Origin of the sequence: Hydrogenophaga sp. UC242_50 (assembly GCF_042697355.1) — a bacterium.
Lineage (GTDB): Bacteria > Pseudomonadota > Gammaproteobacteria > Burkholderiales > Burkholderiaceae_C > Hydrogenophaga.
In genome coordinates this window covers 4,288,208-4,309,685 of sequence record NZ_CP170553.1, presented here as the reverse complement: position 1 = coordinate 4,309,685, position 21,478 = coordinate 4,288,208, and the positions used below count along the sequence as shown (strand labels likewise).

The 21,478-nt window shown below is 65.2% G+C and carries 26 protein-coding genes and 2 pseudogenes; 14 read left to right on the top strand and 14 right to left on the bottom strand.

Annotated elements, in window-relative coordinates:
- The first annotated feature begins 20 nt into the window (after nucleotides 1-20).
- The gene (locus ACFJGX_RS22025) at nucleotides 21-830 is read left to right on the top strand and encodes a siderophore-interacting protein (protein ID WP_382323830.1); all 810 of its coding nucleotides are present in this window, start codon (nucleotides 21-23) and stop codon (nucleotides 828-830) included.
- Nucleotides 831-853: 23 nt separating this feature from the next.
- On the opposite strand, the pseudogene ACFJGX_RS22020 reads toward ACFJGX_RS22025, so the two are convergent.
- The 5 genes and pseudogenes from ACFJGX_RS22020 to ACFJGX_RS22000 all read right to left on the bottom strand — a co-directional run.
- Nucleotides 854-1,019, bottom strand: a pseudogene (locus tag ACFJGX_RS22020) (IS30 family transposase); the annotation flags it as partial.
- A 16-nt stretch (nucleotides 1,020-1,035) separates the two neighbouring features.
- On the bottom strand, nucleotides 1,036-1,791 hold the full coding sequence (locus tag ACFJGX_RS22015; protein WP_382327084.1) for a glycosyltransferase family 4 protein: 756 nt from the start codon (nucleotides 1,789-1,791) through the stop codon (nucleotides 1,036-1,038).
- A complete protein-coding gene (locus ACFJGX_RS22010) occupies nucleotides 1,716-2,105 on the bottom strand; it encodes a glycosyltransferase (RefSeq protein ID WP_382327082.1) in 390 nt (129 codons plus the stop codon). Before ACFJGX_RS22010 ends, ACFJGX_RS22015 begins: the two co-directional genes overlap by 76 nt.
- Before the next feature lie 43 nt (nucleotides 2,106-2,148).
- Nucleotides 2,149-2,970 (bottom strand): SPASM domain-containing protein, encoded by an 822-nt coding sequence (locus ACFJGX_RS22005; RefSeq protein WP_382327080.1) that lies wholly within the window; start codon nucleotides 2,968-2,970, stop codon nucleotides 2,149-2,151.
- Between the two features lie 815 nt (nucleotides 2,971-3,785).
- On the bottom strand, nucleotides 3,786-5,348 hold the full coding sequence (locus tag ACFJGX_RS22000) for an acyl-CoA synthetase (RefSeq protein ID WP_382323833.1): 1,563 nt from the start codon (nucleotides 5,346-5,348) through the stop codon (nucleotides 3,786-3,788).
- A gap of 122 nt (nucleotides 5,349-5,470) precedes the next feature.
- Here ACFJGX_RS22000 and ACFJGX_RS21995 point away from each other — a divergent pair, with 122 nt between their 5' ends.
- The 4 genes from ACFJGX_RS21995 to ACFJGX_RS21980 all read left to right on the top strand — a co-directional run bounded on the left by ACFJGX_RS21995 (nucleotide 5,471) and on the right by ACFJGX_RS21980 (nucleotide 8,438).
- Nucleotides 5,471-6,277 (top strand): MlaE family ABC transporter permease, encoded by an 807-nt coding sequence (locus ACFJGX_RS21995; RefSeq protein WP_382323834.1) that lies wholly within the window; start codon nucleotides 5,471-5,473, stop codon nucleotides 6,275-6,277.
- Nucleotides 6,278-6,281: 4 nt separating this feature from the next.
- Nucleotides 6,282-7,292, top strand: a complete 1,011-nt coding sequence (locus ACFJGX_RS21990; RefSeq protein WP_382327078.1) for an MlaD family protein — start codon at nucleotides 6,282-6,284, stop codon at nucleotides 7,290-7,292.
- Nucleotides 7,289-7,948: a hypothetical protein gene (locus ACFJGX_RS21985; RefSeq protein ID WP_382323836.1), complete on the top strand. Its 660-nt coding sequence runs from the start codon at nucleotides 7,289-7,291 to the stop codon at nucleotides 7,946-7,948. The genes ACFJGX_RS21990 and ACFJGX_RS21985 overlap by 4 nt, the downstream gene beginning before the upstream one ends.
- 322 nt (nucleotides 7,949-8,270) lie before the next feature.
- On the top strand, nucleotides 8,271-8,438 hold the full coding sequence (locus ACFJGX_RS21980; protein ID WP_382327076.1) for a hypothetical protein: 168 nt from the start codon (nucleotides 8,271-8,273) through the stop codon (nucleotides 8,436-8,438).
- Between the two features lie 9 nt (nucleotides 8,439-8,447).
- On the opposite strand, the gene ACFJGX_RS21975 is transcribed toward ACFJGX_RS21980, so the two are convergent.
- The gene (locus ACFJGX_RS21975; RefSeq protein WP_382327074.1) at nucleotides 8,448-9,149 is read right to left on the bottom strand and encodes a tripartite tricarboxylate transporter substrate binding protein; all 702 of its coding nucleotides are present in this window, start codon (nucleotides 9,147-9,149) and stop codon (nucleotides 8,448-8,450) included.
- 44 nt (nucleotides 9,150-9,193) lie between these two features.
- Between ACFJGX_RS21975 and ACFJGX_RS21970 the strand changes: the two genes are divergently transcribed.
- The gene (locus tag ACFJGX_RS21970; RefSeq protein WP_382327073.1) at nucleotides 9,194-9,346 is read left to right on the top strand and encodes a hypothetical protein; all 153 of its coding nucleotides are present in this window, start codon (nucleotides 9,194-9,196) and stop codon (nucleotides 9,344-9,346) included.
- Nucleotides 9,347-9,467: 121 nt separating this feature from the next.
- Here the strand turns inward: ACFJGX_RS21970 and ACFJGX_RS21965 are convergent, their stop codons facing one another.
- Nucleotides 9,468-10,340 carry a fumarylacetoacetate hydrolase family protein gene (locus tag ACFJGX_RS21965; protein WP_382159334.1) on the bottom strand — a complete coding sequence of 291 codons (873 nt, stop codon included), beginning with the start codon at nucleotides 10,338-10,340 and terminating at the stop codon, nucleotides 9,468-9,470.
- Between the two features lie 155 nt (nucleotides 10,341-10,495).
- Between ACFJGX_RS21965 and ACFJGX_RS21960 the strand changes: the two genes are divergently transcribed.
- Nucleotides 10,496-11,167, top strand: a complete 672-nt coding sequence (locus ACFJGX_RS21960) for a FadR/GntR family transcriptional regulator (protein WP_382323839.1) — start codon at nucleotides 10,496-10,498, stop codon at nucleotides 11,165-11,167.
- A gap of 147 nt (nucleotides 11,168-11,314) precedes the next feature.
- On the opposite strand, the gene ACFJGX_RS21955 is transcribed toward ACFJGX_RS21960, so the two are convergent.
- Entirely contained in the window at nucleotides 11,315-12,229 is a 915-nt protein-coding gene (locus tag ACFJGX_RS21955) for an AEC family transporter (protein WP_382323840.1), read from the bottom strand.
- Nucleotides 12,230-12,403: 174 nt separating this feature from the next.
- Here ACFJGX_RS21955 and ACFJGX_RS21950 point away from each other — a divergent pair.
- Both ACFJGX_RS21950 and xerD read left to right on the top strand, forming a co-directional pair.
- Nucleotides 12,404-13,380, top strand: a pseudogene (locus tag ACFJGX_RS21950) (tripartite tricarboxylate transporter substrate binding protein BugE).
- Complete coding sequence (xerD, locus tag ACFJGX_RS21945; protein WP_382159326.1) at nucleotides 13,380-14,297, top strand: site-specific tyrosine recombinase XerD; 918 nt, start codon at nucleotides 13,380-13,382, stop codon at nucleotides 14,295-14,297. The pseudogene ACFJGX_RS21950 and the gene xerD overlap by 1 nt, the downstream one beginning before the upstream one ends.
- A 3-nt stretch (nucleotides 14,298-14,300) precedes the next feature.
- On the opposite strand, the gene ACFJGX_RS21940 is transcribed toward xerD, so the two are convergent.
- Genes ACFJGX_RS21940 through ACFJGX_RS21925 form a run of 4 tightly spaced genes read right to left on the bottom strand, consistent with a single transcriptional unit; the run spans nucleotide 14,301 to nucleotide 16,885 of the window.
- Nucleotides 14,301-14,876, bottom strand: a complete 576-nt coding sequence (locus ACFJGX_RS21940) for a DUF1439 domain-containing protein (protein ID WP_382159324.1) — start codon at nucleotides 14,874-14,876, stop codon at nucleotides 14,301-14,303.
- 50 nt (nucleotides 14,877-14,926) lie between these two features.
- Entirely contained in the window at nucleotides 14,927-15,187 is a 261-nt protein-coding gene (locus ACFJGX_RS21935) for a DUF3297 family protein (RefSeq protein WP_291113155.1), read from the bottom strand.
- A gap of 15 nt (nucleotides 15,188-15,202) precedes the next feature.
- Nucleotides 15,203-15,916, bottom strand: coding sequence for a YebC/PmpR family DNA-binding transcriptional regulator (locus tag ACFJGX_RS21930; RefSeq protein WP_382159322.1), 714 nt, complete (start codon nucleotides 15,914-15,916; stop codon nucleotides 15,203-15,205).
- A gap of 39 nt (nucleotides 15,917-15,955) precedes the next feature.
- Complete coding sequence (locus ACFJGX_RS21925; protein ID WP_382323841.1) at nucleotides 15,956-16,885, bottom strand: SdiA-regulated domain-containing protein; 930 nt, start codon at nucleotides 16,883-16,885, stop codon at nucleotides 15,956-15,958.
- Between the two features lie 72 nt (nucleotides 16,886-16,957).
- Between ACFJGX_RS21925 and ACFJGX_RS21920 the strand changes: the two genes are divergently transcribed.
- Complete coding sequence (locus ACFJGX_RS21920) at nucleotides 16,958-17,377, top strand: VOC family protein (RefSeq protein ID WP_382323842.1); 420 nt, start codon at nucleotides 16,958-16,960, stop codon at nucleotides 17,375-17,377.
- Here the strand turns inward: ACFJGX_RS21920 and ACFJGX_RS21915 are convergent.
- Nucleotides 17,367-17,684, bottom strand: a complete 318-nt coding sequence (locus tag ACFJGX_RS21915; protein WP_382323843.1) for a hypothetical protein — start codon at nucleotides 17,682-17,684, stop codon at nucleotides 17,367-17,369. The two genes, ACFJGX_RS21920 and ACFJGX_RS21915, sit on opposite strands and share 11 nt — an antisense overlap.
- Nucleotides 17,685-17,848: 164 nt before the next feature.
- On the opposite strand from ACFJGX_RS21915, the gene ACFJGX_RS21910 reads away from it, so the two are divergent.
- The 4 genes from ACFJGX_RS21910 to ACFJGX_RS21895 all read left to right on the top strand — a co-directional run bounded on the left by ACFJGX_RS21910 (nucleotide 17,849) and on the right by ACFJGX_RS21895 (nucleotide 20,633).
- Entirely contained in the window at nucleotides 17,849-18,103 is a 255-nt protein-coding gene (locus tag ACFJGX_RS21910) for a helix-turn-helix domain-containing protein (protein WP_382323844.1), read from the top strand.
- A 189-nt stretch (nucleotides 18,104-18,292) separates the two neighbouring features.
- On the top strand, nucleotides 18,293-18,709 hold the full coding sequence (locus ACFJGX_RS21905; RefSeq protein WP_382323845.1) for a hypothetical protein: 417 nt from the start codon (nucleotides 18,293-18,295) through the stop codon (nucleotides 18,707-18,709).
- A gap of 320 nt (nucleotides 18,710-19,029) precedes the next feature.
- A complete protein-coding gene (locus ACFJGX_RS21900) occupies nucleotides 19,030-20,022 on the top strand; it encodes a sigma-70 family RNA polymerase sigma factor (protein ID WP_382323846.1) in 993 nt (330 codons plus the stop codon).
- A 161-nt stretch (nucleotides 20,023-20,183) separates the two neighbouring features.
- Entirely contained in the window at nucleotides 20,184-20,633 is a 450-nt protein-coding gene (locus ACFJGX_RS21895) for a carboxymuconolactone decarboxylase family protein (RefSeq protein ID WP_382323847.1), read from the top strand.
- Between the two features lie 235 nt (nucleotides 20,634-20,868).
- On the opposite strand, the gene ACFJGX_RS21890 is transcribed toward ACFJGX_RS21895, so the two are convergent.
- Nucleotides 20,869-21,402, bottom strand: a complete 534-nt coding sequence (locus tag ACFJGX_RS21890; RefSeq protein ID WP_382323848.1) for a GNAT family N-acetyltransferase — start codon at nucleotides 21,400-21,402, stop codon at nucleotides 20,869-20,871.
- Between the last annotated feature and the right edge of the window lie 76 nt (nucleotides 21,403-21,478).

Here is a 21,478-nt window from a genome sequence, read left to right as displayed (position 1 = left end):
ATTATCAACCAAGTAGAACCATGAACACAAGCATTCCCGACCCCCTGGCCGTGGAGCGCGTGCGCCACGAGATCAAGGCGCGCCGCCTGACGGTGCAGCGCATCGACGCGGTCAGCCCGCACTTCCTTCGCATCCGTTTTTTCAGTGAGGCCCTGCGCGATTTCGTCAGCGCCTCGTTCGACGACCACGCCAAGCTCATGTTGCCGGCCCAGCCCGGCCAGCCGCTGGTGCTGCCCCAGCCCGGCCCCGACGGCCTGGCTCTGCCGCCGGGCGTCGAAAAACCGGTGATGCGCGACTACACGCCGCGCCAGTTCGACCGCGCCGCCGGCACGCTGGACATCGAGTTCGTGCTGCACGGCGACGGCGTGGCCTCGCGCTGGGCCGAAACGGCCCAGCCGGGCGACGATGTCGGCCTGGGCGGGCCCCGGGGCTCCTTCGTGGTGCCCACGGGCTTCGACTGGCACCTGCTGGTGGGCGACGAGTCCGCCGTGCCCGCGATCGCGCGGCGCCTGGAGGAGTTGCCTGAGACGGCCCAGGCCATCACCGTGATCGAGACCGGCGACGCGGCCGACCGCCGCACCTTCAGCAGCCGCGCGCGCCTGCAGACGCACTGGATTCAGACCGGCGCCACCGACGCGCTCGCGAAGGCGGTGGCCGCATTGAAGCTGCCCGCCGGTGAAGGTTTTGCCTGGGCCGGTGGCGAAGCCGCCAGCATCGCGGCCGTGCGGCAGGCGCTGGTGGACGGGCATGGCCTGGACAAGGGCCGCGTGCGCGCCTCCGCCTACTGGAAGCGCGGCGCCGTCGGGCACCACGAAACGCTGGTCGGTTGAGCGAACGGCGCTGCTGCTCTTGCCTCGTTGCTCTCCCGTTGCCATGGGCTTTGCGGATCGCAGAAGTAGACCGGAATGTCCGTGCGCACCGTGAACTGCTTGTGAGCGTGCACTCGGTGTCTCGATCCCAGGCAGCGACTTGTGGCGCTCCTGCGGCAGCTTGCGTGCGTTCTTGATCAGCGCGTCGACACCCGCCCGCGCTTCCTCAGGCGTCGCGCTGACGCATAGCTCGCGGGTTGGAGCCACATGCGCAAATCAGAGCGTAGAGGTCTGCGTAGGCCCGCGCCTGGTACGTCATGGAATGAGACATCGCGCGCTGCGCCGCCGCCTTTCCAAGATCCAGACGCCGACCAGGGTTGCCAAGCAAGTGCTGGACCTCATCGGCGATCGCATGCGGGTCGCGACGAGGGACGAGCACACCCGCGCTACCGAGCAATGCGGGCATGCCGCCGACTCGTGTTGCGATGCAAGGCAACCCGATAGCCATTGCTTCGAGCAAAGCAGCTGGGGTGCCCTCATGGTCCGACGGTAGAAGGAACACATCGAGGCTGCGCAGAAATTCTGGCATGTCCATGACAGCACCTCGCAGTTCAACGTCCAGGCCAACGGCGAGTGTCTCGATATGCCTGCGGCAAGGTCCCTCCCCTGCGATGACCAATCGGCAACTCAGGCCGCGTCCTTTCAAAACCCGCATCGCAGCGACAGCATCGTCCAGACGCTTTACTGGATGGAGCCTGGCTGCAACGCCAACGGTGAAGGGCGTGCTCGTGTCTCGGCATCTGGGTGAAGGCGAAAAGTGCCCTAGATCAACGCCGGTCGGAATCACCTCGATCTGGCGCCGGGCAAGGTACCCGTAGCGACGAGCGAGATCCTCTGACACTGCAGTCAGGCGCTCAGCGGCGCGAAGCCCCCGAATGATGGGAACCAGCCAACGCCAGCCCGAGCCGAGCGCGATGTGCATGGTGGCGACATCGGCACATGGCCTAGCGATCCCGCGGCCAGTGCAGCTGATATGTGTCCCTGTGCATGCAACACATGGATTTTTTGCCATTCTAGAATCGTGCGCAACCGATCGGGAAAGGCCGAATCACGGCGATCCAGACCGATGACCGGTACACCGGGCGCATCGATCAGCGAGTAGCCCTCGGTCGGCGGATCGTAGGTGATCAGGACCGGATCGATGCCCAGGCTGGGCCCGGTGCGGCACAGGTCCGAGACGATCCGCTCACGCCCGCCGATCTCCATGGTCGGGAGCAGGTGAGCGACGCGGATCATGACGGGTCTTGGGTCGTTTTCACGTTCCGCCTTGTGGGCGCCCTCATCCGCCAGCACCGAGCCGACTGCGCGCCTCACCCGCATACTTGCGATAGCTCGGCGCGTGCTTTTCTATTCTCGAGGCGGCTTCACAGTGGCAATTGGGACAGTTGAGTTTGAAGGCGTCCTGCGCAGCCTCATGGTGAGCTTTCGAGTAGATGATCTCGCTGAGCCGCTTCTCGTGCAGATTGCCAAGGGGAAAGGTCACGTAGCAGAGCATGACGCTGCCGTCTGCACCAACCCAGAGCAGCTTGCGTGCATCGCAAGGAATTCGCATCTGTTCCTGCTTCAGCGCCCAATCCGCCAGAGATGCAATGGCAACCGCGGATTCGGTCAGCAACTCAGGACGAGTGGCCTTTAGCGTGAGCAGATGACGGGTAACTTGCTCAAGCGCAACCTCGTCACTGGGCGTGAACTGAAGCTCACGGTCCTCACCTTCCTGGAAATAGGGTAGCGAGTAATGAACGATATCGATGTGAATGCGGCCCTTGAAGCGGTCTGCAAATCGGACAATCTCGTCTACGGACTCAATGCTTGCTGAGCGGCGGCTGAGCAGGAAGTTGAACTGAATCTCCAGCTCGTCTGGCCCAAACATCTTTCGTGTGTTTTCAAGACTTTCGATCAGACGTTCGAAGCGTCCAGGGCGTTGGACATACTCGTCAAACGCACTGCCTTCCCCGTAGTAGCCCACCGTGATTTTGCGCAGGCCTGCAGCGTGCAGCTCCTTGATTCGCTTGTCCAATGTGAGTGCATTGGTCGTGATGTAGCAGCCAACGCCGAGACGGGTGGCGGTCTCGACCATTTTGACCACATCGGGGTGGAGCAACGGTTCGCCTCCATAGAGGCGGACAGCGGGGGACCTTGGCGGCGGCCGCATCTTCCAGCAACTGCTCGACGATTTTCAGTGGGAGCTGCGCTCCTGGCATAAAGTCCCGGCCATATCTACAGCCCTTGCACCGCAAGTTGCAATGGGCCGTGATGGCTATGGTGATTCTTTCGGTCCGCGCTCGCACGATCGATGGCCAAGTCTCCCCAAGTGAACTGAGCATGCGCTCGCTGGCGCGATAGCCTGCTTTCAACACCGGCATGGCTGAGGGTATGAACTTGGCAACGGAGCGAGCGATGCTGTCGACTGTCATTGTTGACCCTCTGTTAAGGCGTTGAATTCAACTAAGCGGAGCAAGAGCGGATGCGTGTACGAGATTGTCGCGCGCGCCTATTCCCAGATCAGCTCCGACACCTGTCCGACATCCCAATGACAGTCACCGCCAAATGGCGGGAAGAATGAACATGGAAGCCCTGGTTTTTTCTTGCTGCAAGTGGTATTGAAATTACCATGTATGTGACTTGACTGGTCTGCTCGCACCGTTTATTTCAAGGAAGATGTGACCTGCTTGGCTTGGTTGGGACATTTTTCTGGGAAATGGCGGACAGATCGTGGCGGCGATGCGTGTTGTCATCCAGGGAAATCGCCCGGACCTCAGAACTTGGTCCAACCAACAGTACGGACGCCTGTCGGCATGCTGCCGTCGTACAACCACGTTCCTTCCTTTACGACAGTGAAATCGTTCATCGAAATGTCTCCGGGCACGCCGCCGTCCAGGGTCGCCCCCGTTCTCTTTGTTGGCCGCAAACCATTCCTCAGCCCGTGTAGCGCTGGCGCAGCTCGCGCTTGAGCAGCTTGCCGCTCGGGTTCTTGGGCAGGCTGTCGCTGAACACCACGCGCTTCGGGCTCTTGAAGGCCGCCATGTGCTGGTTGCAGTGCGCGATCACCTCGGCCTCGGTGAGCGCCTGCCCGGCCTTGACCACGATCACCGCCGTCACGGCTTCCACCCACTTCGGGTCGGGCAGGCCGATCACCGCCACCTCGCTCACGGCCGGCAGGCGGTAGACCATTTCCTCCACCTCGCGGCTGGCCACGTTCTCGCCGCCGGTCTTGATCATGTCCTTCTTGCGGTCCACCACGGTGATGTAGCCCTCGTCGTCGATCATCGCGAGGTCGCCGCTGTGGAACCAGTCGCCGTCGAACGCGCTGCGCGTGCGCTCGGGGTCGTTGAAGTAGCCCAGCATGAGGTGGGGCGAGCGGTGCACGATCTCGCCGACCTCGCCCACCGCCACGTCGCGCATGTCGTCCGTGACCACGCGCGTTTCCACGTTGATCACGGCCTTGCCGCAGGAGCCGGGCTTGCGCAGCTGGTCGTCCGGGCCGAGCATGGTCGCCAGCGGCGCGATCTCGGTCTGGCCGTACAGGTTCCACAGCCGCACCGAAGGCAGGCGCGAGGCCAGTTCCTTGAGCACCTCCACCGGCATGATGGACGCGCCGTAGTAGCCCTTGGCCAGGCTCTGGAGCTTGGCCGCGTCGAACAGCGGCGAGCGCAGCAGCGCGATCCACACCGTGGGTGGCGCGAAGAAGCTGGTGATGCGGTACTTCTCGATCAGCGCGATCAGGTGGTCGGGCACCGGCTTGGCCGTGATCACGTTGCTGCTGCCGATGTAGACCGCCGGGCCGAAGAACACATCGAGCTGTGCGCAGTGGTAGAGCGGCAGCGCGTGCAGGGCGTGGTCGTCTTCGGCGATCTCGGCGTTGATCACGCAGCTCACGTACTGCCACAGCACCGCGTCGTGCGTGAGCATGGCGCCCTTGGGCGTCGACTCGGTACCGCTGGTGTAGACGATCTGCGCCAGGTCGTGGCTGCCCAGCGTGACCTCGGGCAGCGGGTCGGTGCAGGCCGCGAGTTCGTCGAAGCGGTGCATGCCGGCCACTGGCTCGCTCGGGTCTTCCGAGGGCAGCCAGAGGTACTGCTGGACCTGCGTCTCCAGCGCCGCCGCCGCGCGCGCCAGCTCGGCCAGGCCACTGTCGGTGGCCAGGGTGCGCGCGCCCGCGTGGCGCAGGATGTAGGCCACCTCGTCGGCCTTGAGCATGAAGTTGATCGGCACCATCACCGCGCCCCGGCGGGCCAGCGCGAAGCGCAGCGCGGCAAAGCCGTGCGAGTTGCGCGCCAGCACGGCCACCTTGTCGCCCTGGGCCACGCCGATGCGCGCCAGGCCCGCGGCCAGGCGGCTGACCAGGGCGTCGAACTCGGCGTAGGTCCACTGCGTGTCGCCGCAGACGACGGCGGACTTGGCGGGCAGTCGCTGCGCGGTGCGGCGCAGGGCGTCGGCGATGGTCTGGCGGCGGACCACGGGGTGCACGGAAGCGGTCATGGTTGTCTCCTGTCGGCGGAAAGGGCGCCAACGGATTCTGACCGTTGCAGCGGCTGCATGCTGTCACATTTGCCGGTGGCCGCGCCCCCGCTGTGGCGAAGACCCACGGCTATCATGGCCCCATGAATCCCGTGAACGCCGCACACGACACCCTGGGCCGCTGGGGCCGGGGCCTGCGCGCGAGCTGGAACGCCTGGTGGCACACCCTGTTCGTGGGCGCGCAGATCCTGGTGCTGGCGCTGTCGCCGGCCAGCTACCGCGCGCCCACGCACCGCCAGGCGGTGCTCGGCAGCCTGTACCGCGCCACCGCGCCTTTGCTCACCTGGTTCCTGGTGCTCTCGGCGCTGGTGAGCCTGGTGCTGATCCGCATCGTGGTGCGCACGGCCTACAGCTATGGCCTGTCTCAGTACGCGCTGGAGGTGCTGGTGCGCACGCTGGTGCTCGAACTCATCCCGCTCTACGTGGCCATGTTCGTGGCGGTGCGTTACGCCATGCCGGGCGCGCAGGAGGTGCGCAAGCAGCTGGCGCTGCAGCAGCGCGAGGGCAGCCTGCCCGAGCGGCAGTCGCTGCTGGCCAACCAGCTGCTGCCGCGCGCGCTGGGCAGCATGTTCTCGGTGCTGCTGCTCGCGGGCCTGAGCTCGGTGGTGGCGCTGGTGCTGACCTACCTCACGGTCTACGGCTTCTCGCCCTGGGGCCTGCCGGGCTACACGCGCGCCGTGGGCGGTGTGTTCTCGCCGGCGGTCACGCTGATCTTCGGCCTCAAGACCGTGTTCTTCAGCCTCGCGGTGGCCGTGGTGCCGCTGGCCGGGGCGGCGCAGGCCGACCGCGACGGCCGCTACAGCCGGCGCAGCGACATGAGCGAGTTCGCCCGCCTGTTCTCGGTCGTGCTGCTGATCGAGGTGGTGTCGCTGGTCGGCAACTACTATTGACACCATGAACCCCACGCCCCCTCCGCCACCGCCGCCCGAAGCCCCGCCGGTGAAGAACCTGGAATTCAAGGCCGGGCTGCTGCTGATGCTCATGGCCGTGCTGCTGGTGGGCTCGGCGGCCTACATCCTGTTCGCACGCGGCGTGCTCGAACCCACGCAGCGCCTGGTGCTGATCTCCGACGACTCCGAGGGCGTGGTCGTGGGCATGGACATGACCTTCGCCGGCTTCGCCATCGGCCGCGTGGCGCGCATCGAGCTGGGCGACGACGGCAACGCGCGCATCCTCATCGACGTGCCGCGCAAGGACGCGAAATGGCTGCGCACCTCCAGCATCTTCACCATGGAGCGGGGCCTGGTGGGCGGCACGCGCATCCGCGCCTACAGCGGCGTGCTCGAAGACCCCGCCTTGCCCGACGGCGCCGAGCGCACCGTGCTGCGCGGCGACACCGCGGCCGAGATTCCCAAGCTGGCCGCCAGCATGCGCGATGTGCTCGACAACCTCGCCGCGCTCACGGCCAGCGATGGCGCGGTGGCCGGCACCCTGGGTGGCGTGAAAGTGCGCACCGAGCGCCTCCAGGGGCCGCACGGCGGCCTGGGCGTGCTGATGGGCAACGACGAGGACGCGAAGAAGCTCGTCGCCACCATCGACCGCACCAATGCCTTGCTGCTGCGCGCCGACTCGCTGGCCCGGCGGCTGGACAGCCTGGCCGCCAATGCGGACCGCCAGGTGTTCGGCCAGGGAGCCGCGCCCGGCGAGGCCGGCCTGGTGGGCGACGCGCGCGCGACGGTGCAGCAGCTCAACGGCCTGCTGGCCGAGACGCGCACCAGCCTCAAGAAGGTGGACGCGGTGCTGGTGGAGGTGCAGGGCATCGCCGGCAACACGCGCGAGGCCACCAGCGACCTGGGCTACCTGCGCGGTGAGGTCGAAGCCAGTCTGCGCAAGGTGGACTCGATGATCAACGACATCAACCGCAAGTGGCCTTTCTCGAAGGACACAGAAATCAAGCTGCCATGAAGCTGCAAACCATTCTGATGGCGTGCGCCGTGGTGACCCTGACCGGTTGCGGCAGCAAGCCGCCCGTACCCGAATGGCAGTTGAATGCCAAGGACGGCACCGAGCGCGCGGCCGAGGCCTGGTTGCGCGGTGACTCGGCCATCGAGTCGGCGGAGTTCGCGCGCGTGCGGCGCGAACTCACCAGCACCGGCCGGCCCGATCTGCTGGCGCGTGCCGAGCTGCTGCGCTGCGCCACGCGCGTGGCCGCGCTGGTGTTCGAGCCCTGCACCGGTTTCGAGGCGCTCGCGCAGGACGCGGCACCGGCCGAGCAGGCCTACGCGCGCTACCTCGCGGGCACCGCCATGCCGGCCGACGCCGCCCTGCTGCCCGAGGCGCAGCGCGCGCTCCTGAGCGCTGGCTCGCCCGACGCGGCCCTGGCCGCGGTGAAAGACCCCTTGTCGCGGCTGGTGGCCGCTGGCGTGCTGCTGCGCAGCGGCCGCGCCACACCGGCCGTGCTCACGCAGGCGGTGGACACCGCCTCGGCGCAGGGCTGGCGCCGGCCCCTCGGGGCCTGGCTCGGCCTGCAATTGCAACGCGCCCAGGCCGCAGGCGCATCGGAGGAGGCGGCGCGCCTGCAGCGGCGCATCGACCTCGTGTTGGGCACCGCCGCGCGCTGACGCGCGCCTGCGCGGGGCCCGTTCTTCCCCACCAGGAGAGTCCCCATGCAGCAAATGACCTTCACCACCACCATCAAGGCCCCGCGCGAGCTGGTGTGGAACACCATGCTCGACCCGGCCAGCTACCGCGAATGGACGCGCCCCTTCATGGAAGGCTCGTACTACGAAGGCTCGTGGGACGAGGGCGCCACCATCCGCTTTCTCTCGCCCAGCGGCGAAGGCATGGTGGCGACCATCGAGCGCAACCAGTTGCACGAGTTCATCTCGATCCGGCACCTGGGCTTCGTGGCGCAACGGCAAGGACGACACCACCAGCGAGGCCGTGACCTCGTGGGCCCCGGCCCACGAGAACTACCGCTTCGAGGCCGTGGGTGGCGGCACGCAGCTCACCATCACGCAGGACATGCTGGAGGACTACGTGCCCATGATGGAGGCCGCGTGGCCCAAGGCGCTGGAGGCCCTGCGCGCCCTGTGCGAGGCCAAGGCCTAGGCCCTGGCCTCAGTCCACCTTGCCGATCTTCTGCACCACGGCCGCCATGGCCTTGGCGTCGCTCTGCACGAACTTGTCGAAGTCCGCCGCGTCCTGGAACTGGAACGAGGTGCCGGCGGTGGTCATCACCTGGACCGTCTTCGGGTCCTGCGCGGCCATGCGCGCGGCCTCGCGCAGCTTGTTCACCACCGCAGGCGGCGTGCCGGCCGGCACGAAGATGCCCGCCCACTGCGAGTAGTTGATGGGCACGCCGAGCTCCCGGAAGCTCGGCACATCGGGCAGCAGGGCCAGGCGGCCCTCGCCCCAGTGCGCGAGCGCGCGCAGCTTGCCGGCCTTGATCTGGCCCACCGCGCTGGCGGGGCCGGTGGCCACGGCGTCGACCTGGCCGCTGAGCATGCCCAGGATGGCCGGGCCCGCCCCGGTGTAGGGCACGTGCAGCATGTAGCTGCCGGTGGCCGCCTTGAGCTGCTCCATGGGCACGTGCATGGTGCCGTAGTTGCCCGATGAACCGAAGGTGATGCGGCCCGGGTTGGCCTTGGCGTGCGCGATGAACTCGGCGTACGTCTTCCAGGGGCTGTCGGCGCGCACCACCAGCACCGTGGGGTCGGCCGTCATGCGTGCCACGGGGATCAATTGCGAGAGTTCGAACATCGGGGCGCGGCCGAGGATCTTGTCGGCCTCGGGCAGCACCACGATGGAGGACAGCGCCATCAACACGTTGTAGCCATCGGGCGCGGCCTTGGCGCACCTGCGCCATGCCGATGCCGCCGCCCGCGCCGGCGCGGTTGACCACCACCACCGACTGGTTGAGGTGGCGCGCCATGGCCTCGGCCACCGGGCGGCCCACCACGTCGGCCACGCCGCCGGGCGGGAAGGGCACGACCATGGTCACGGGTTTGCTGGGGTAGGCGTCCTGGGCCTGGGCCAGGCCCACGGTGGCGGCCAGCGCCAGTGCGAGGCTGCACAGTCGGAGTGCGGTTCGGTTCATTCTTGTCTCCTGTTGTTGTCGGTCGGTGAAAGCGCGGGGGCTCAGACGAAGCGGTTCTGCAGCGTGCCGATGCCGTCGATCTCGATGCGCACCACGTCGCCGCTTTTCAGGAAGGTGGGCGGCGTCATGCCCAGGCCCACGCCGGCCGGTGTGCCGGTGGCGATCACGTCGCCCGGGTAGAGCGTGATGCCGCGCGAGATGGTTTCGATCAGCGTGGGGATGTCGAAGATCAGGTCTTCGGTGCGGCCGTCCTGGCGCGGCTCGCCGTTGACCCAGCAGCGCACGCGCGTGTGCTGGCCGTCGAGCTCGTCGGCCGTGACGATCCACGGGCCCATGGGGCAGAAGGTGTCGAAGCTCTTGCCCATGTCCCACTGCTGGTGGCGCATCTGCACGTCGCGCGCGGTCACGTCGTTGACGATGGTGTAGCCGTAGATGTGCTTCATGGCGTCGGCCTTGGCGATGTTCTTGCCGCCGGTGCCGATGACCACGGCCAGCTCGGCCTCGTAGTCGATCTGGGGCGAGATGTCGTCGCCGGGCAGCACCACGTCGGCGCCGTCGGCGATCACGCATTCGGGCACCTTGGTGAAGACGATGGGCCAGACGGCGGGGTTGGCGTTGTTGTTCTTGAACACCGAGCCCTGCAGTTCCTTGGCGTGCTCGTGGTAGTTGCGGCCCACGCACCAGAGGTTGCGGCGGGGCAGGGGCAGCGGGGCGTCGAGCGTCACGTCGGCCAGCTTCAGCGCCGCGCCGGTGGTGGCGGGCAGGGGTTGGCCAGCGGCCGCGGCCTCGATCAGCGGCAGCACGCCGCGCTGGGCATCGGCGGGGTTCAGGGCGAGGGGGGTGACGGTCTGGCCGTCGGCCGAGACGAGGCCGACCTGGCGTTGGCCCTGGTGAACGAAAGTGGCGAGGCGCACGCAAACTCCTTGTTGAAAATCCAGATGAGATACCAAAAAATACCAATTGGTACCAGAGCCATGATGGTAGGCGATGAGAGCGGTTTCGGACCTGGGGAAATCACCTAATTGGTATGGTGTTGCCTGATTGGTCTGTTTTGGTACATTCGTCACCCATGAGCATGTCAACGCCTTTGCGCGAATCGATCCTGGACCAGCTGCGTTCGGGCCATTGGCGCGCGGGTGACCGGCTGCCGACCGAGCGCGAGCTCTCGGAGCGGTTCGGCGTGAGCCGCACCACGGTGCGCAAGGCCTTGCTGGATCTGAAGCAGCAGGGCCTGATCGAGCAGACCGTGGGCAGTGGCACCTATGTGGCCGAGCAGGTGGGCGCGCGCCTGGGGCAGCGGGTGCAGCAGGACTCGTCGCAGCACACGAGCCCGGCGGAGCTGATGGAGGCGCGGCTGGCGATGGAGCCGGCGATCATCGACATGGCGATCCGCAACGCGAACCAGGCGGATTTGCAGCGCATGGAGGCTTGCTGTGTCAACGCGGAGGCGGCCGAGACGCTGGAGGCTTTCGAGCATTGGGACGCGGAGTTGCACCAGGCGATCGCGGATGCGGCGCACAACAGTTTCGTGGCGAATGTGTTCACGTTGATGAAGACGGTGCGGGCGCAGGGGGACTGGGGGCAGCTCAAGAAGAAGAGCGTGACTTCGGAGCGCCGGTTGGCCTATCAGGCCGAGCACCGCGCGATCGTGGGGGCGCTGCGGGACCGGGATGCGGTGCGGGCGCGTGAGTTGACCTTGGCGCATCTGCTGCATGTGCGGCAGAACCTTTTGGGGTACTGAGCCTTTCGCTTTTCTGTCTCGCGGGATCGACCACCCGGGCGCTCTGCTCCGCGGGTGTCCCCCGAACCGGCTTCGCCGGTTCTCCTCCTTTACCCCGCTGCGCAGAACGCCCGCCCCTGGGGCCCCGCAAACCCGCAGGAGCGAAAACTAAGGCATCCCCCCCAACACCCCCAAAGCAAAGGGAAGACTCACGATGCCCAACAAAGTGGACAACGTGACCAACCCCGCCACATAAGGCCCGTTGTAGCCCATGCGCGCCGCCAGCACATAACAGCTCGACGCGGTCGGCACCGCGGAGAACATCAGCAACACGGTCGTCTGCGTCGGGTCCAGGCGGAACAGCTTCGCCAGACCAAAAGCCAGCAAGGGCATGCCCAGGTGCTTGCAGGCCAACACCAGCCCACCCAACAGCTTGGCCGAGGCCAGCATGCCGAACTGCATGCCGGCGCCCGCCGCCAGCAGGCCCAAGGCCAGCGACGCCTGGCCGATGCGGTTCACCGTCGGCTCCAGCCAGAACGGAATCGAGAAGCCCAATAGGTTCGCGACCAGGCCAGAGACCGTGCCGATGATCAGCGGATTGCGCAGCAGCTCGCGCCCAAAACCCTTGTTCGCGTGGCGCGCCATCGGCCAGACCGCGCCCACGTTGAACAGCGGCACACACACACCGATCAGCACCGCGATCATCAGCAGCCCTTGCGGGCCGGCCACCTTGTCGGCCAGGGCCAGGGCAATGAAGGAATTGAAACGGAAACCCACCTGCGCGCTCGCGGCGTGCAGGCGCACGTCCAGCTTCGGTCCCAGCCAGGGCCAGTGCGGCAGCGAATAACTCAGCGCGATGCCCAGCAGACCCATCGTCACGCCCGCGCCCATCAGGCTGGAGGCCGCGCCCAGGTCCAGCGGGCTCTTCACGATCGAGTGGAACAGCAGGACCGGGAACAGGAAGTAATACACCAGGCTCTCGACCTGCTCCCACACCTTGCGGTTGAGCGCGGTGAAGCGGCAGACGAGGTACCCGCAAAGAATCAGCGAGAAATCGGGGAAGAGAAGCTGGGCGAAATTCACCGCCAGAGCATAGCCGCAGGCCGGTGCCGTTTCCGGGTTAATACGTATGTAGTCTCCCCATGTTCACTTCGGGCCACCCCGTCTAAAGTGCGGGGCTGGTCAGGGTGGACCGGGCGGTTAGCATGGGCACCACCCTGGAATTTTTCGATGTTTCAACGTCAAGGAGTACACGTCATGGTTTCTCGTCGTCAGATGGTTGCGATCGGTCTGGCCACCGCCTCGGTGGCCGTGGCAGGCAGCGCCTGGGCACAGGCCTACCCCAACAAGATCATCAAGTTGCAAGTGCCCTTCGCACCGGGCGGCACGACGGACATCATCGCGCGCGTCATGTCCGAGTCCCTGGGCAAGGCCCTGGGCCAGAGCATGGTGGTCGAGAACAAGGCCGGTGGCGGTGGGGTGGTCGGTGCCACCGAGCTGGCCCGCACGCCCGCCGACGGCTACATCCTGGGCATGCCACGGTGTCCACCACCGCCGCCAACCCGGCGATCAACGACAAGATCCCGTACAACACGCTCACGGACTTCACGCCCATCATCAACATCGCCGCCACGCCCAACGTGATCGCGGTGCACCCCAGCTTCCCGGCCAAGGACTACAAGTCCTTCGTCGCCGAACTCAAGAAGAACCCCGGCAAATACAGCTACTCCAGCTCGGGCACCGGCGGCATCGGCCACCTGCAGACCGAGCTGTTCAAGAGCCTGACCAACACCTTCATCACCCACATTCCGTACCGCGGCGCGGGCCCGGCGCTCAACGACACCGTGGGCGGCACCGTGCCCATCATCTTCGACAACCTGCCCTCGGCACTGCCCTTCATCAAGTCGGGTCGCCTGGTGGCCATCGTGGTGGCCGCGCCGCAGCGCCTGGCCGTGCTGCCCGATGTGCCGACCTTCAAGGAAGTGGGCCTGGAGCCGGTGAACCGCATGGCCTACTACGGCCTGATCGGGCCGAAGGGCCTGCCGCAGGAGGTGGTGGACAAGGTCTACAACGCGACCAAGCAGGCCCTGACCGACCCGGCCGTGAAGAAGCGCATCGAGGACACCGGCTCGCTGGTCGTGGGCAACACGCCGGCCGAGTTCACCGCGCAGATCAAGGCCGAGTTCGAGGTCTACAAGGAAGTGGTCGCCAAGCAGAAGCTCAAGCTGGAGTGATGGACCAGGCCCTGGCATCGGCCAGCGAAGGCATCGCCGGGGCCTTCATCGACAGTCTCTGGCTGGAGGAAGGCCTCTCGCGCAACACGCTCGACGCCTACCGGCGCGACCTCGTGCTGCTCGGCCAGTGGCTGGCCGGGCGCGGCAAGACCCTGCCCGAGACCAGCGAGGCCGACCTCAACGCTTACTTCAGCGACCGCCACGCCGAAACCCGCGCCACCACCGCCAACCGGCGGCTCACGGTGTTCAAGCGCTATTTCCGCTGGGCGCTGCGCGAGCGTGCCATCCAGGCCGATCCCACGCTGCGCCTGGTGCCCGCGCGCCAGCCGCTGCGCGTGCCCAAGACCATGTCCGAGGCCCAGGTGGAGGCGCTGCTGAACGCGCCCGACGTGGGCACGCCCCTGGGTCTGCGTGACCGCTGCATGCTCGAACTCATCTACGCCAGCGGCCTGCGCGTGAGCGAGCTGGTCACGCTCAAGACCTGGCACGTGGGCATGAACGAGCACGTGTTGCGCATCACCGGCAAGGGCAACAAGGAGCGCCTGGTGCCCTTCGGCCAGCTGGCCGGGCAATGGCTGCAGCGCTACCTGGGCCAGGCGCGCGGCGAGATCCTCCACGGCCAGCAGAGCGAAGACCTGTTCGTCACCTCGCGCGGCTCGCGCGCGGGCGAGGCCATGACGCGCGCGATGTTCTGGCACCTGGTGAAGAAGTACGCGCTGCAGGCCGGCATCACCTCGCCGCTGTCGCCCCACACGCTGCGCCACGCCTTTGCCACCCATTTGCTCAACCACGGCGCAGACCTGCGCGCGGTGCAGATGCTGCTCGGCCATGCCGACATCTCCACCACCACGATCTACACCCATGTGGCCCGCGAGCGCCTCAAGAGCATCGTGGCGCAGCACCACCCACGCGGTTGAAGCTCAGAGCGGCTTGAGCACCAGGCCGATCACCAGGCCGTTGCGCGTGACGGTGATGGGGCCGGGCTGCATGCCCATGGCGTCCACGGCCGCCAGGTCTTTCGCGGTCAGCTCGTGCAGCACCACCTCGCGCAGCGACTGGTCCGCCAGCACGGGCGCGTAGGTGTTGAGCATCTCCACCACCTTGGGCTGCAGGGTGGGGAAGTCGAGCCGGGCCAGCCGCAGCTGGTGGGCGCGCAGGGTGCGGTCGCTGGCTTCGTAGCGCAGGCCGAACTCCACGTCGAAACGGCCCTGGTGTGCCCGGTTGAGCGCCGGGCCGGCGGCTTCCACGGCCATCTCGGCGCGCAGGCGGTTCTGCTCGGGCAGCAGCCGCAGGCGCGGGGTCTGCAGGTCCAGGTTGAGCAGGCCTTGCACCGGGTAGCGGCGGGGGAAGCGCTGTGCCACCGCCTGTTGCATCTGCTCGAGCGAGACCGGGTAGCCCGCTGGCTGCTCGGGCCGGTCTTCGGTGTCGGCCGCCAGGCCCAGGGCCGGGCCGCCGAGCGCCAGGGGAAGGGAGAGAAGAAGGGTTCTACGTCGCATGGGTACCGGTTCGAGCCCGAGGGGCGCCGCAGGTTCAGGGCAAGTCGTCTCTATTTGTAGAAGGCTTCCACCGTGCCCTTGAGCTGGATCAGCAGGGGGTTGCCCTTGCGGTCCAGGGTCTTGCCCGAAGGCACCTTCACCCAGCCGGCGCTGATGCAGTACTCGGTCACGTCGAAGCGTTCCTTGCCGTTGAAGCGGATGCCGATGTCGTGTTCGAACACGGCGGCCACGTGGTGCGGGCTGCGCGGGTCGATGGACAGGTGGTCGGGCAGGGGAGGGCGGTTGGGGGTGGAAGCGGTTGCGTCGTTCATGGGGGAGATTGTCGGTCAACCGCCCAGGCCGGCAAAGACGTTCTGCACGTCCTCGTTCGCGTCCAGCGCGGCGAGGAAGGCCTCCACCTCTTCCAGGTGCTCGGCGCTCAGGCTGGCCGGGTCGATCGGGTTCTTCGGCTTGTAGCCCAGCTTGGACGACAGCACCGTGAAGCCCTGCGCCGGCAGGGCGCGGCTCACCAGGTCCAGGTCGGTCGGGTCGGTCAGGAACACCGTCACGCCTTCGTCGTGGCCGGGGTGGAAGTCCTGCGCGCCGGCCTCGATGGCGGCCACTTCGGGGTCGGCGTCCTTGCGGGTGGCTTCGGCTTCGATCATGCCGACGTGGTCGAAGTCCCAGGCCACCGTGCCCGAGCTGCCCAGTTGCCCCTTGCGGAACAGCACCCGCATTTCCGAGGCCGCGCGGTTCACGTTGTCGGTGAGGCATTCCACCATCACCGGCACGCGGTGCGGTGCGAAGCCTTCGTAGACCACGTGTTCGTAGTGCACGGCCTCGCCCGTGAGGCCGGCGCCTTTCTTGATCGCGCGGTCCAGCGTGTCCTTGGGCATGGACACCTTGCGCGCCTGATCCATCACCAGCCGCAACCGCGCGTTGGAGGCCGGGTCGGCGCCGTGTCGGGCGGCGATCACGATGTCCTTGACCAGCTTGCCGAAGAGCCGCCCCTTGGCGTTCGCCGCGAGGTCCTTGTGTTTGGCTTTCCACTGTGCGCCCATGGCGTGTTCCTTTGGTGATGGTGGCGGTAATGGGCGAGCTTAGCGGCTGGCCGATGGGGTTGGGGTGCGTTCGAAGCGGTAGAACAGGTTGGGTTCGGACAGCACGTAGATCGCGTTGTCGGGGCCGACGGCCAGGCCCTCGGGCTGGGGCACCTTGCGCTGGAGCCCATTAAACCCCCGCCAGAGCGGCAGCATGCTGATGGGCTGACCGTCGGGCGCGTACTCCACCACCAGGGCCGATTCGTCGCTGAGCAGCAGCAGGTGGCCGGTGGGTTCGTGCAGGGTGAGGGACGACAGGTCGCTCATGAACAGCGAGGCCGCGCTGGACGACTTCCATTCGCTGATGTCGATGTTGAAACCGGTGGAGGCATTGAACACGTCCAGCCCGCGGATGACCAGCACGCGCAGGGGCAGCTTTTCCTTCACCACGAACAGGCGGTCCTGCACGCTGTCCCAGGACACCCCCTCGAAGCTGCTGTTGTGCACGCTGTCGATGCGGATGCCCAGGCTGGACTTGCCGGTGACCGAGACGCGCGAGGTCTGTGGCCCGATCTGCACCCAGTACATGCTGTGGCTGTCCTCGTCGGAGATGACGTAGGTGTCGCCCTGGACGTAGGTGATGCCCTCGGGGTCTTTCGCGCCCTCGAGTTCGAGGATGCGCAGCAGGCGCCCGTCGGTCGTGAGTTCGGCGATCTGCGGCGGGCGGTTGATCACGGTGAACAGGGTGCCGGTCTCCGAGTTGAAGGTGAGCCCCGAGGCGTTGCGCGAGAGGCCCTCGATGGGAGCGCCTTCCACCGCCACCTGGTAGCCCGGCAGCCAGAGGGCGGAGCCCTCCCATTGCACCGCGTTGATGGAGGTGCTGAGCCAGTAGTAGCCCAGGGCCAGCACCTTGAAGTACCAGATGCAGAGGAAACCGATGCCGGCCAGTGCGGTCCAGAGACAGGGTTTGCAGATTTTTACGCGAGCCATCGCACAGAGTTTAGTGGGCGGCCCCGGTAGCATGCCCTCTCCGTTTCACCCTTTCAAGCACAGGAGCGCACCATGGAACTGCACCGAGGCCGCCTGATCGACCACATCCAGCTCGTCGTCAAGGACCTGCCCGCCAGCCAGGCCTTTTACGAAGCCGTTTTCAAGGCGCTGAAGGTGCCCATGAGCGGCAAGGGAGACAACTACTTCTGGGCCGACGAGCTGTTTGTCTCCACGGCCGACAGCGAGGCCGCGCACGGTGAACTCACCGGCCGACACCACCTGGCCTTCCAGGCGCAGGACCGGGCCATGGTCGAGGCCTTCCACAAAGCCGCGCTGGCCGCTGGCGGCAAGGACAACGGCGGGCCCGGCGAACGCAAATACCACCCGGGCTACTACGCCGCTTTCGTGATCGACCCCGATGGCAACAACATCGAGGCCGTGTACCACGGCGAAGCGAAGCGCAGCGCGCCGTCGGTGAAGGTCACGTTCTAGGCGTGCTGCCCGTGCAGCGGCGGCACTGAACCGCCATCACCGCCAACTCCGCGCCCAGATCACCGAGTTCGGCGATCAGCCAGCCCAGTGCCTCAACGGCGTCCGAGTCCACCGAGCCGTCCTCGATCTGCGGCGCCGACGTGGCCAGCAGGTGGCCGATGGCACCGATGCCCATGTGCAGCGCACTGGCAATGGATGTCGCGTTCTGCCCCGTCGCGGCGACGATGGCCTGGTCCGAGTTGGCGTAGTCGACGTTGCCTTGCCCGTCCGTGTGAAGGCAGGGCAACTGACGAAGCAGATCGCGCATGGGGCGTGGGCATAGGTTCGCTCCTTCTGAAACCTGCGTCGATCGCTTCTTCCTGGTGGCCATTTCGCGCTTGAGTAATAGATCAATAAATCTACCTGAAGTTTATCCATATATGGATTCAACGTCTATGGACTCATGAATCTATGCGGTCAAGACTTTCTGGTATGCGAAAGACAGCCACCAAGCTCAAAAACCAGACTGAAGTGCAAACGGAATTCGGCGCCGCCGTACGCGTGTTGCGCAACAAGCACCACTTGACGCAAGAAGAGCTTGCCGACCGGGCCGAGATGCACGTTACCTACGTGAGCCAGATTGAACGCGGCCTTAAAAACCTGAGTTTGTTCAACATTTATCGGCTGGCGCGGGCCCTTGATGAGTCGCCGGCCAAGCTCTTCACCGTGTCCGGCGAGGACACTTAAACCTGCCAGCCGCAGACCGATCACGAGTACCGGAGCGCTAGGCGCCGGCGGCTACGATGGCACCCATCGGCCAGAAGCGGACCTTCGACCGCAACCCCCGAATGCAATGAAATCTGTGCTTACGGGCGGCGCCGCGCTTGATGAACTAGCGACCTTGGTTGGACTGCCTAACGTCACCCACGACACGACATGCACAGCAAGTACTGCGTAACCTGCAATCAGGAGTTCCCAAGTGGCGCTTGGACCTGCCCGCATTGCGGGTCCGGCCCTGTCATTAAGTCTGAGGCCCAGTGGCAAGTATCCCTCTCAAGAATGGCGTCGCTCGCGAAATGGGCCATGTACGGTTCAGCAGCATTGATTGCTCTTGTCGTAGCTATTGACCTAGACACGCTTGGTTGGTTTGTCTTGTTGGTGCCAGCGTATTGGTCCCATCAGTATTTTCAGGACCGAGTAGCCGGAAACACTGCCCAGTTGTCAGCGCTGCTTTTCGTCAGGCAGGATGATCCCCTAAACACGAGAGGAATCTACGATGTGTTGATGGGATTTGTCTCGGCATGCGTTTTCACAGCAGCACTTGCATTCGCAATCAACAATGTGTTCGGTTGAACGCCCCTCGTGGACGACCCTGCAAACGAGCACCGACAGTACAGCGCGGCGGTCCGCTAGGGGCCCGTTCCGAGCCTCGGCTACGATGGCACCCATCGGCCAGAAGCGGCCGTTTGCCCCACTTGGTCGAGAGTCTGCTCTGACGTTGCCCCCAAGCCTGGTGGAGCGCCACAAGCGACCGCTGTGCGGCCAAACCTGCCGCCGGCGGTTGAGGCAAGTCCGAACCATGGACGGGACTACTTAGCGCCGCATCGCAGTCAGTCAACAACTGTCAAGACGCTGTACCGTAGGATCAAGCAGCTTCTTCTCGTGCTCGGTTGATGTTCGTCCAATCGGCCAGCGGCTACGCGTACCGGAGCGGCGGCAGCAGAAATGTCTTAGAGGTGACCTTGTCTCCATCGTCAGAAGAAGTCTTTTCGCGATTGCGCCCAAGGCTGATGGCCATCGGCTATCGAATGCTTAGCTCCGTCGACGAGGCCGAAGACCTGGTGCAGGATGTCTGGCTGCGTTGGCATGATGAACTCGAGAATCAACGTGAAGTCGTGCTCGTTCCAGAGGCTTGGCTTGTCACGGTCGCCACGCGCATGGCAATTGACCGCTTGCGTTCTGCCAAGCTTCGACGAGAAGCCTATCCGGGCCTCTGGCTTCCCGAGCCACTGATCGGCGACGGCCCGGCCTCACCGGAGCAAATCCACGAAGTCGCCGATGATGTTTCTGTCGCCTTCTTGGTGCTGCTCGATTGCCTGACGCCAGAGGCGCGCGCTGCGTTCTTGCTTCGGGAGGTCTTTGAAGTCGACTATGAGCACATTGCCGCCGCTATCGGCAAGAGCGAGGCGGCGTCCCGTCAGATCGTGCACCGTGCAAAGCAACGGCTGTCCGCAGCGCGCGGCTTGAATGGGCAGCGCTCGCGAACCCCGTCGCCGGAGCAGTACGTACTTCTGCATCGTCTGGTACAGGCCATCATGGAAGGTGATTTCAGCGGGATACGGGCTTTGTTGGCAGAAGAAGCCGCCCTAGTGGGCGACTTTGGCGGGCATGGTCCAAGCTTGCGTCACCCCTTGAACGGAGCCCAGCGCATTGCCCAGCTCTATTACGCGCACCACCTGCGGCATGGTGGCAACATGCGGCTTGAACTGGCATTCTTGAACGGTGAGTGGGCCCTACTGCGTTACCTGCAAGGCGAACTAGAGTCCGTCCAGGCCTTTGAGTTCCACCGTGGCCGCATCTCGCACGTGCGGATACAGCGCAATCCGGAGAAGTTGGCAGGCCTAAAACGCCGCAGCGACTTGCTGCCACTGCGAAATCCTCACTGATCTTCCGTTCCTGTGTGTATGCGGTCAAAAAACGTGCTGCACGCCGACGTTCGCAGTCATTTTTTTCCATCTTGTGTCACAGCGCCTCCGTGTCAAACGTCTTGTGAGCAGGAGGTCGGCTTTGGCCTCCGCCCATCATTGATACTGAAGGAATCTGATCTATGAATCGCGCTGTATGGTTTCAAGCCTCCCCCCAGGGCGCCAAGGCTGTTGGAACGCTGCATCACTTCGTCACCAAAGACACTGGCCTACCGAGCTTGCTGACTCATCTGGTCTTCTTACGCGTTTCACAGATCAACGGTTGTGCGCACTGCATCGACATTCATTCGCGTGATCTGCTTGCCGAAGGGATGTCGGTTGAGAAGTTGGTACTCGTTCCTGTCTGGCACGAGGCTCAGTACCTGTTCTCTGAGCAGGAGCGCGCTGCGTTAGCGTGGTGCGAGGAGGTGACGCTGGTGAGCGAGACTCATGCCTCGGATGAGGCCTACTCGGCCGCATTGACCGCGTTTGGTGAGAAGGATTTGGTTGATCTGACTCTCACGATTGCCGCCATGAATGCCATCAATCGCATGGGCATAAGCTTCCGCATGAAGCCTCGGGCCAAATCGTGAAACTGCGGGCAGATCCGCAATTGCGTGGCTGAACGCTTGCCCCGGGGCCTCCGGTCTGCCTGTAACCTAGCGACCGCTTTTGCCCCCAAAGCCGACTCACGTGTCAGAGCTGCAGATTGGAAGACCGCCGCAAAGCGGTCGTCGACATGCCTGTAGTTACAGACGGCGACGGGCCCATTGCGGAAATTCAGCATCCGCAGAAAGCCGACATTCGGCTTTCTCTGCCCAAGGCGGCTCAGTCGGGCAACTTCCATTCTTTGCGCAGAAGGGCGTATTGCATGGTGTCTACGTACACAGGCTTTCCCTCCCTGTCCGTCTTGAAAGAGATGAACTCCTTGAACACGCCTTCCTTGCGCATGCCCAGCTTTTCGCACAGCCTCTGCGATGAGGCATTGGTGGTCTCCACATAGGCATAGAGGCGCCTTGCGTTCTTCGACGTGAACAGATGATTCACCGTGGCTGCCACTGCCTCAAAAGCGTAGCCCTTGCCGGCGTAGCGCGGGTTGAAGTTCCAACCAATGCTGAACGTGTCCTCTTCGGGGATGGCGAACACATCGCCAATGAGCACTTCCGATTCCTTTAGCCAGACCGCGACGCAGTCTTCATCGGCAGCTCGCTTCTTGGCTTCGTCTGCCGCCGCAACAAGGTCGGGAAGAGCGAGAGACAGAAAGCAGTCGGCTGTCGGCTGGTGCAGGTATTCGTACAAGTGGGCTGCGTCCTGAGGCAGGAAGCCTCTCAGGACGAGACGCTCTGTTTCGATTGGGGTCATCTTCCATTGTCCCTGCAGCCAGGGGCACGTCACTTTGAGAGCTCACGGACGGGTACTGATTCCGAATGGACCCCCT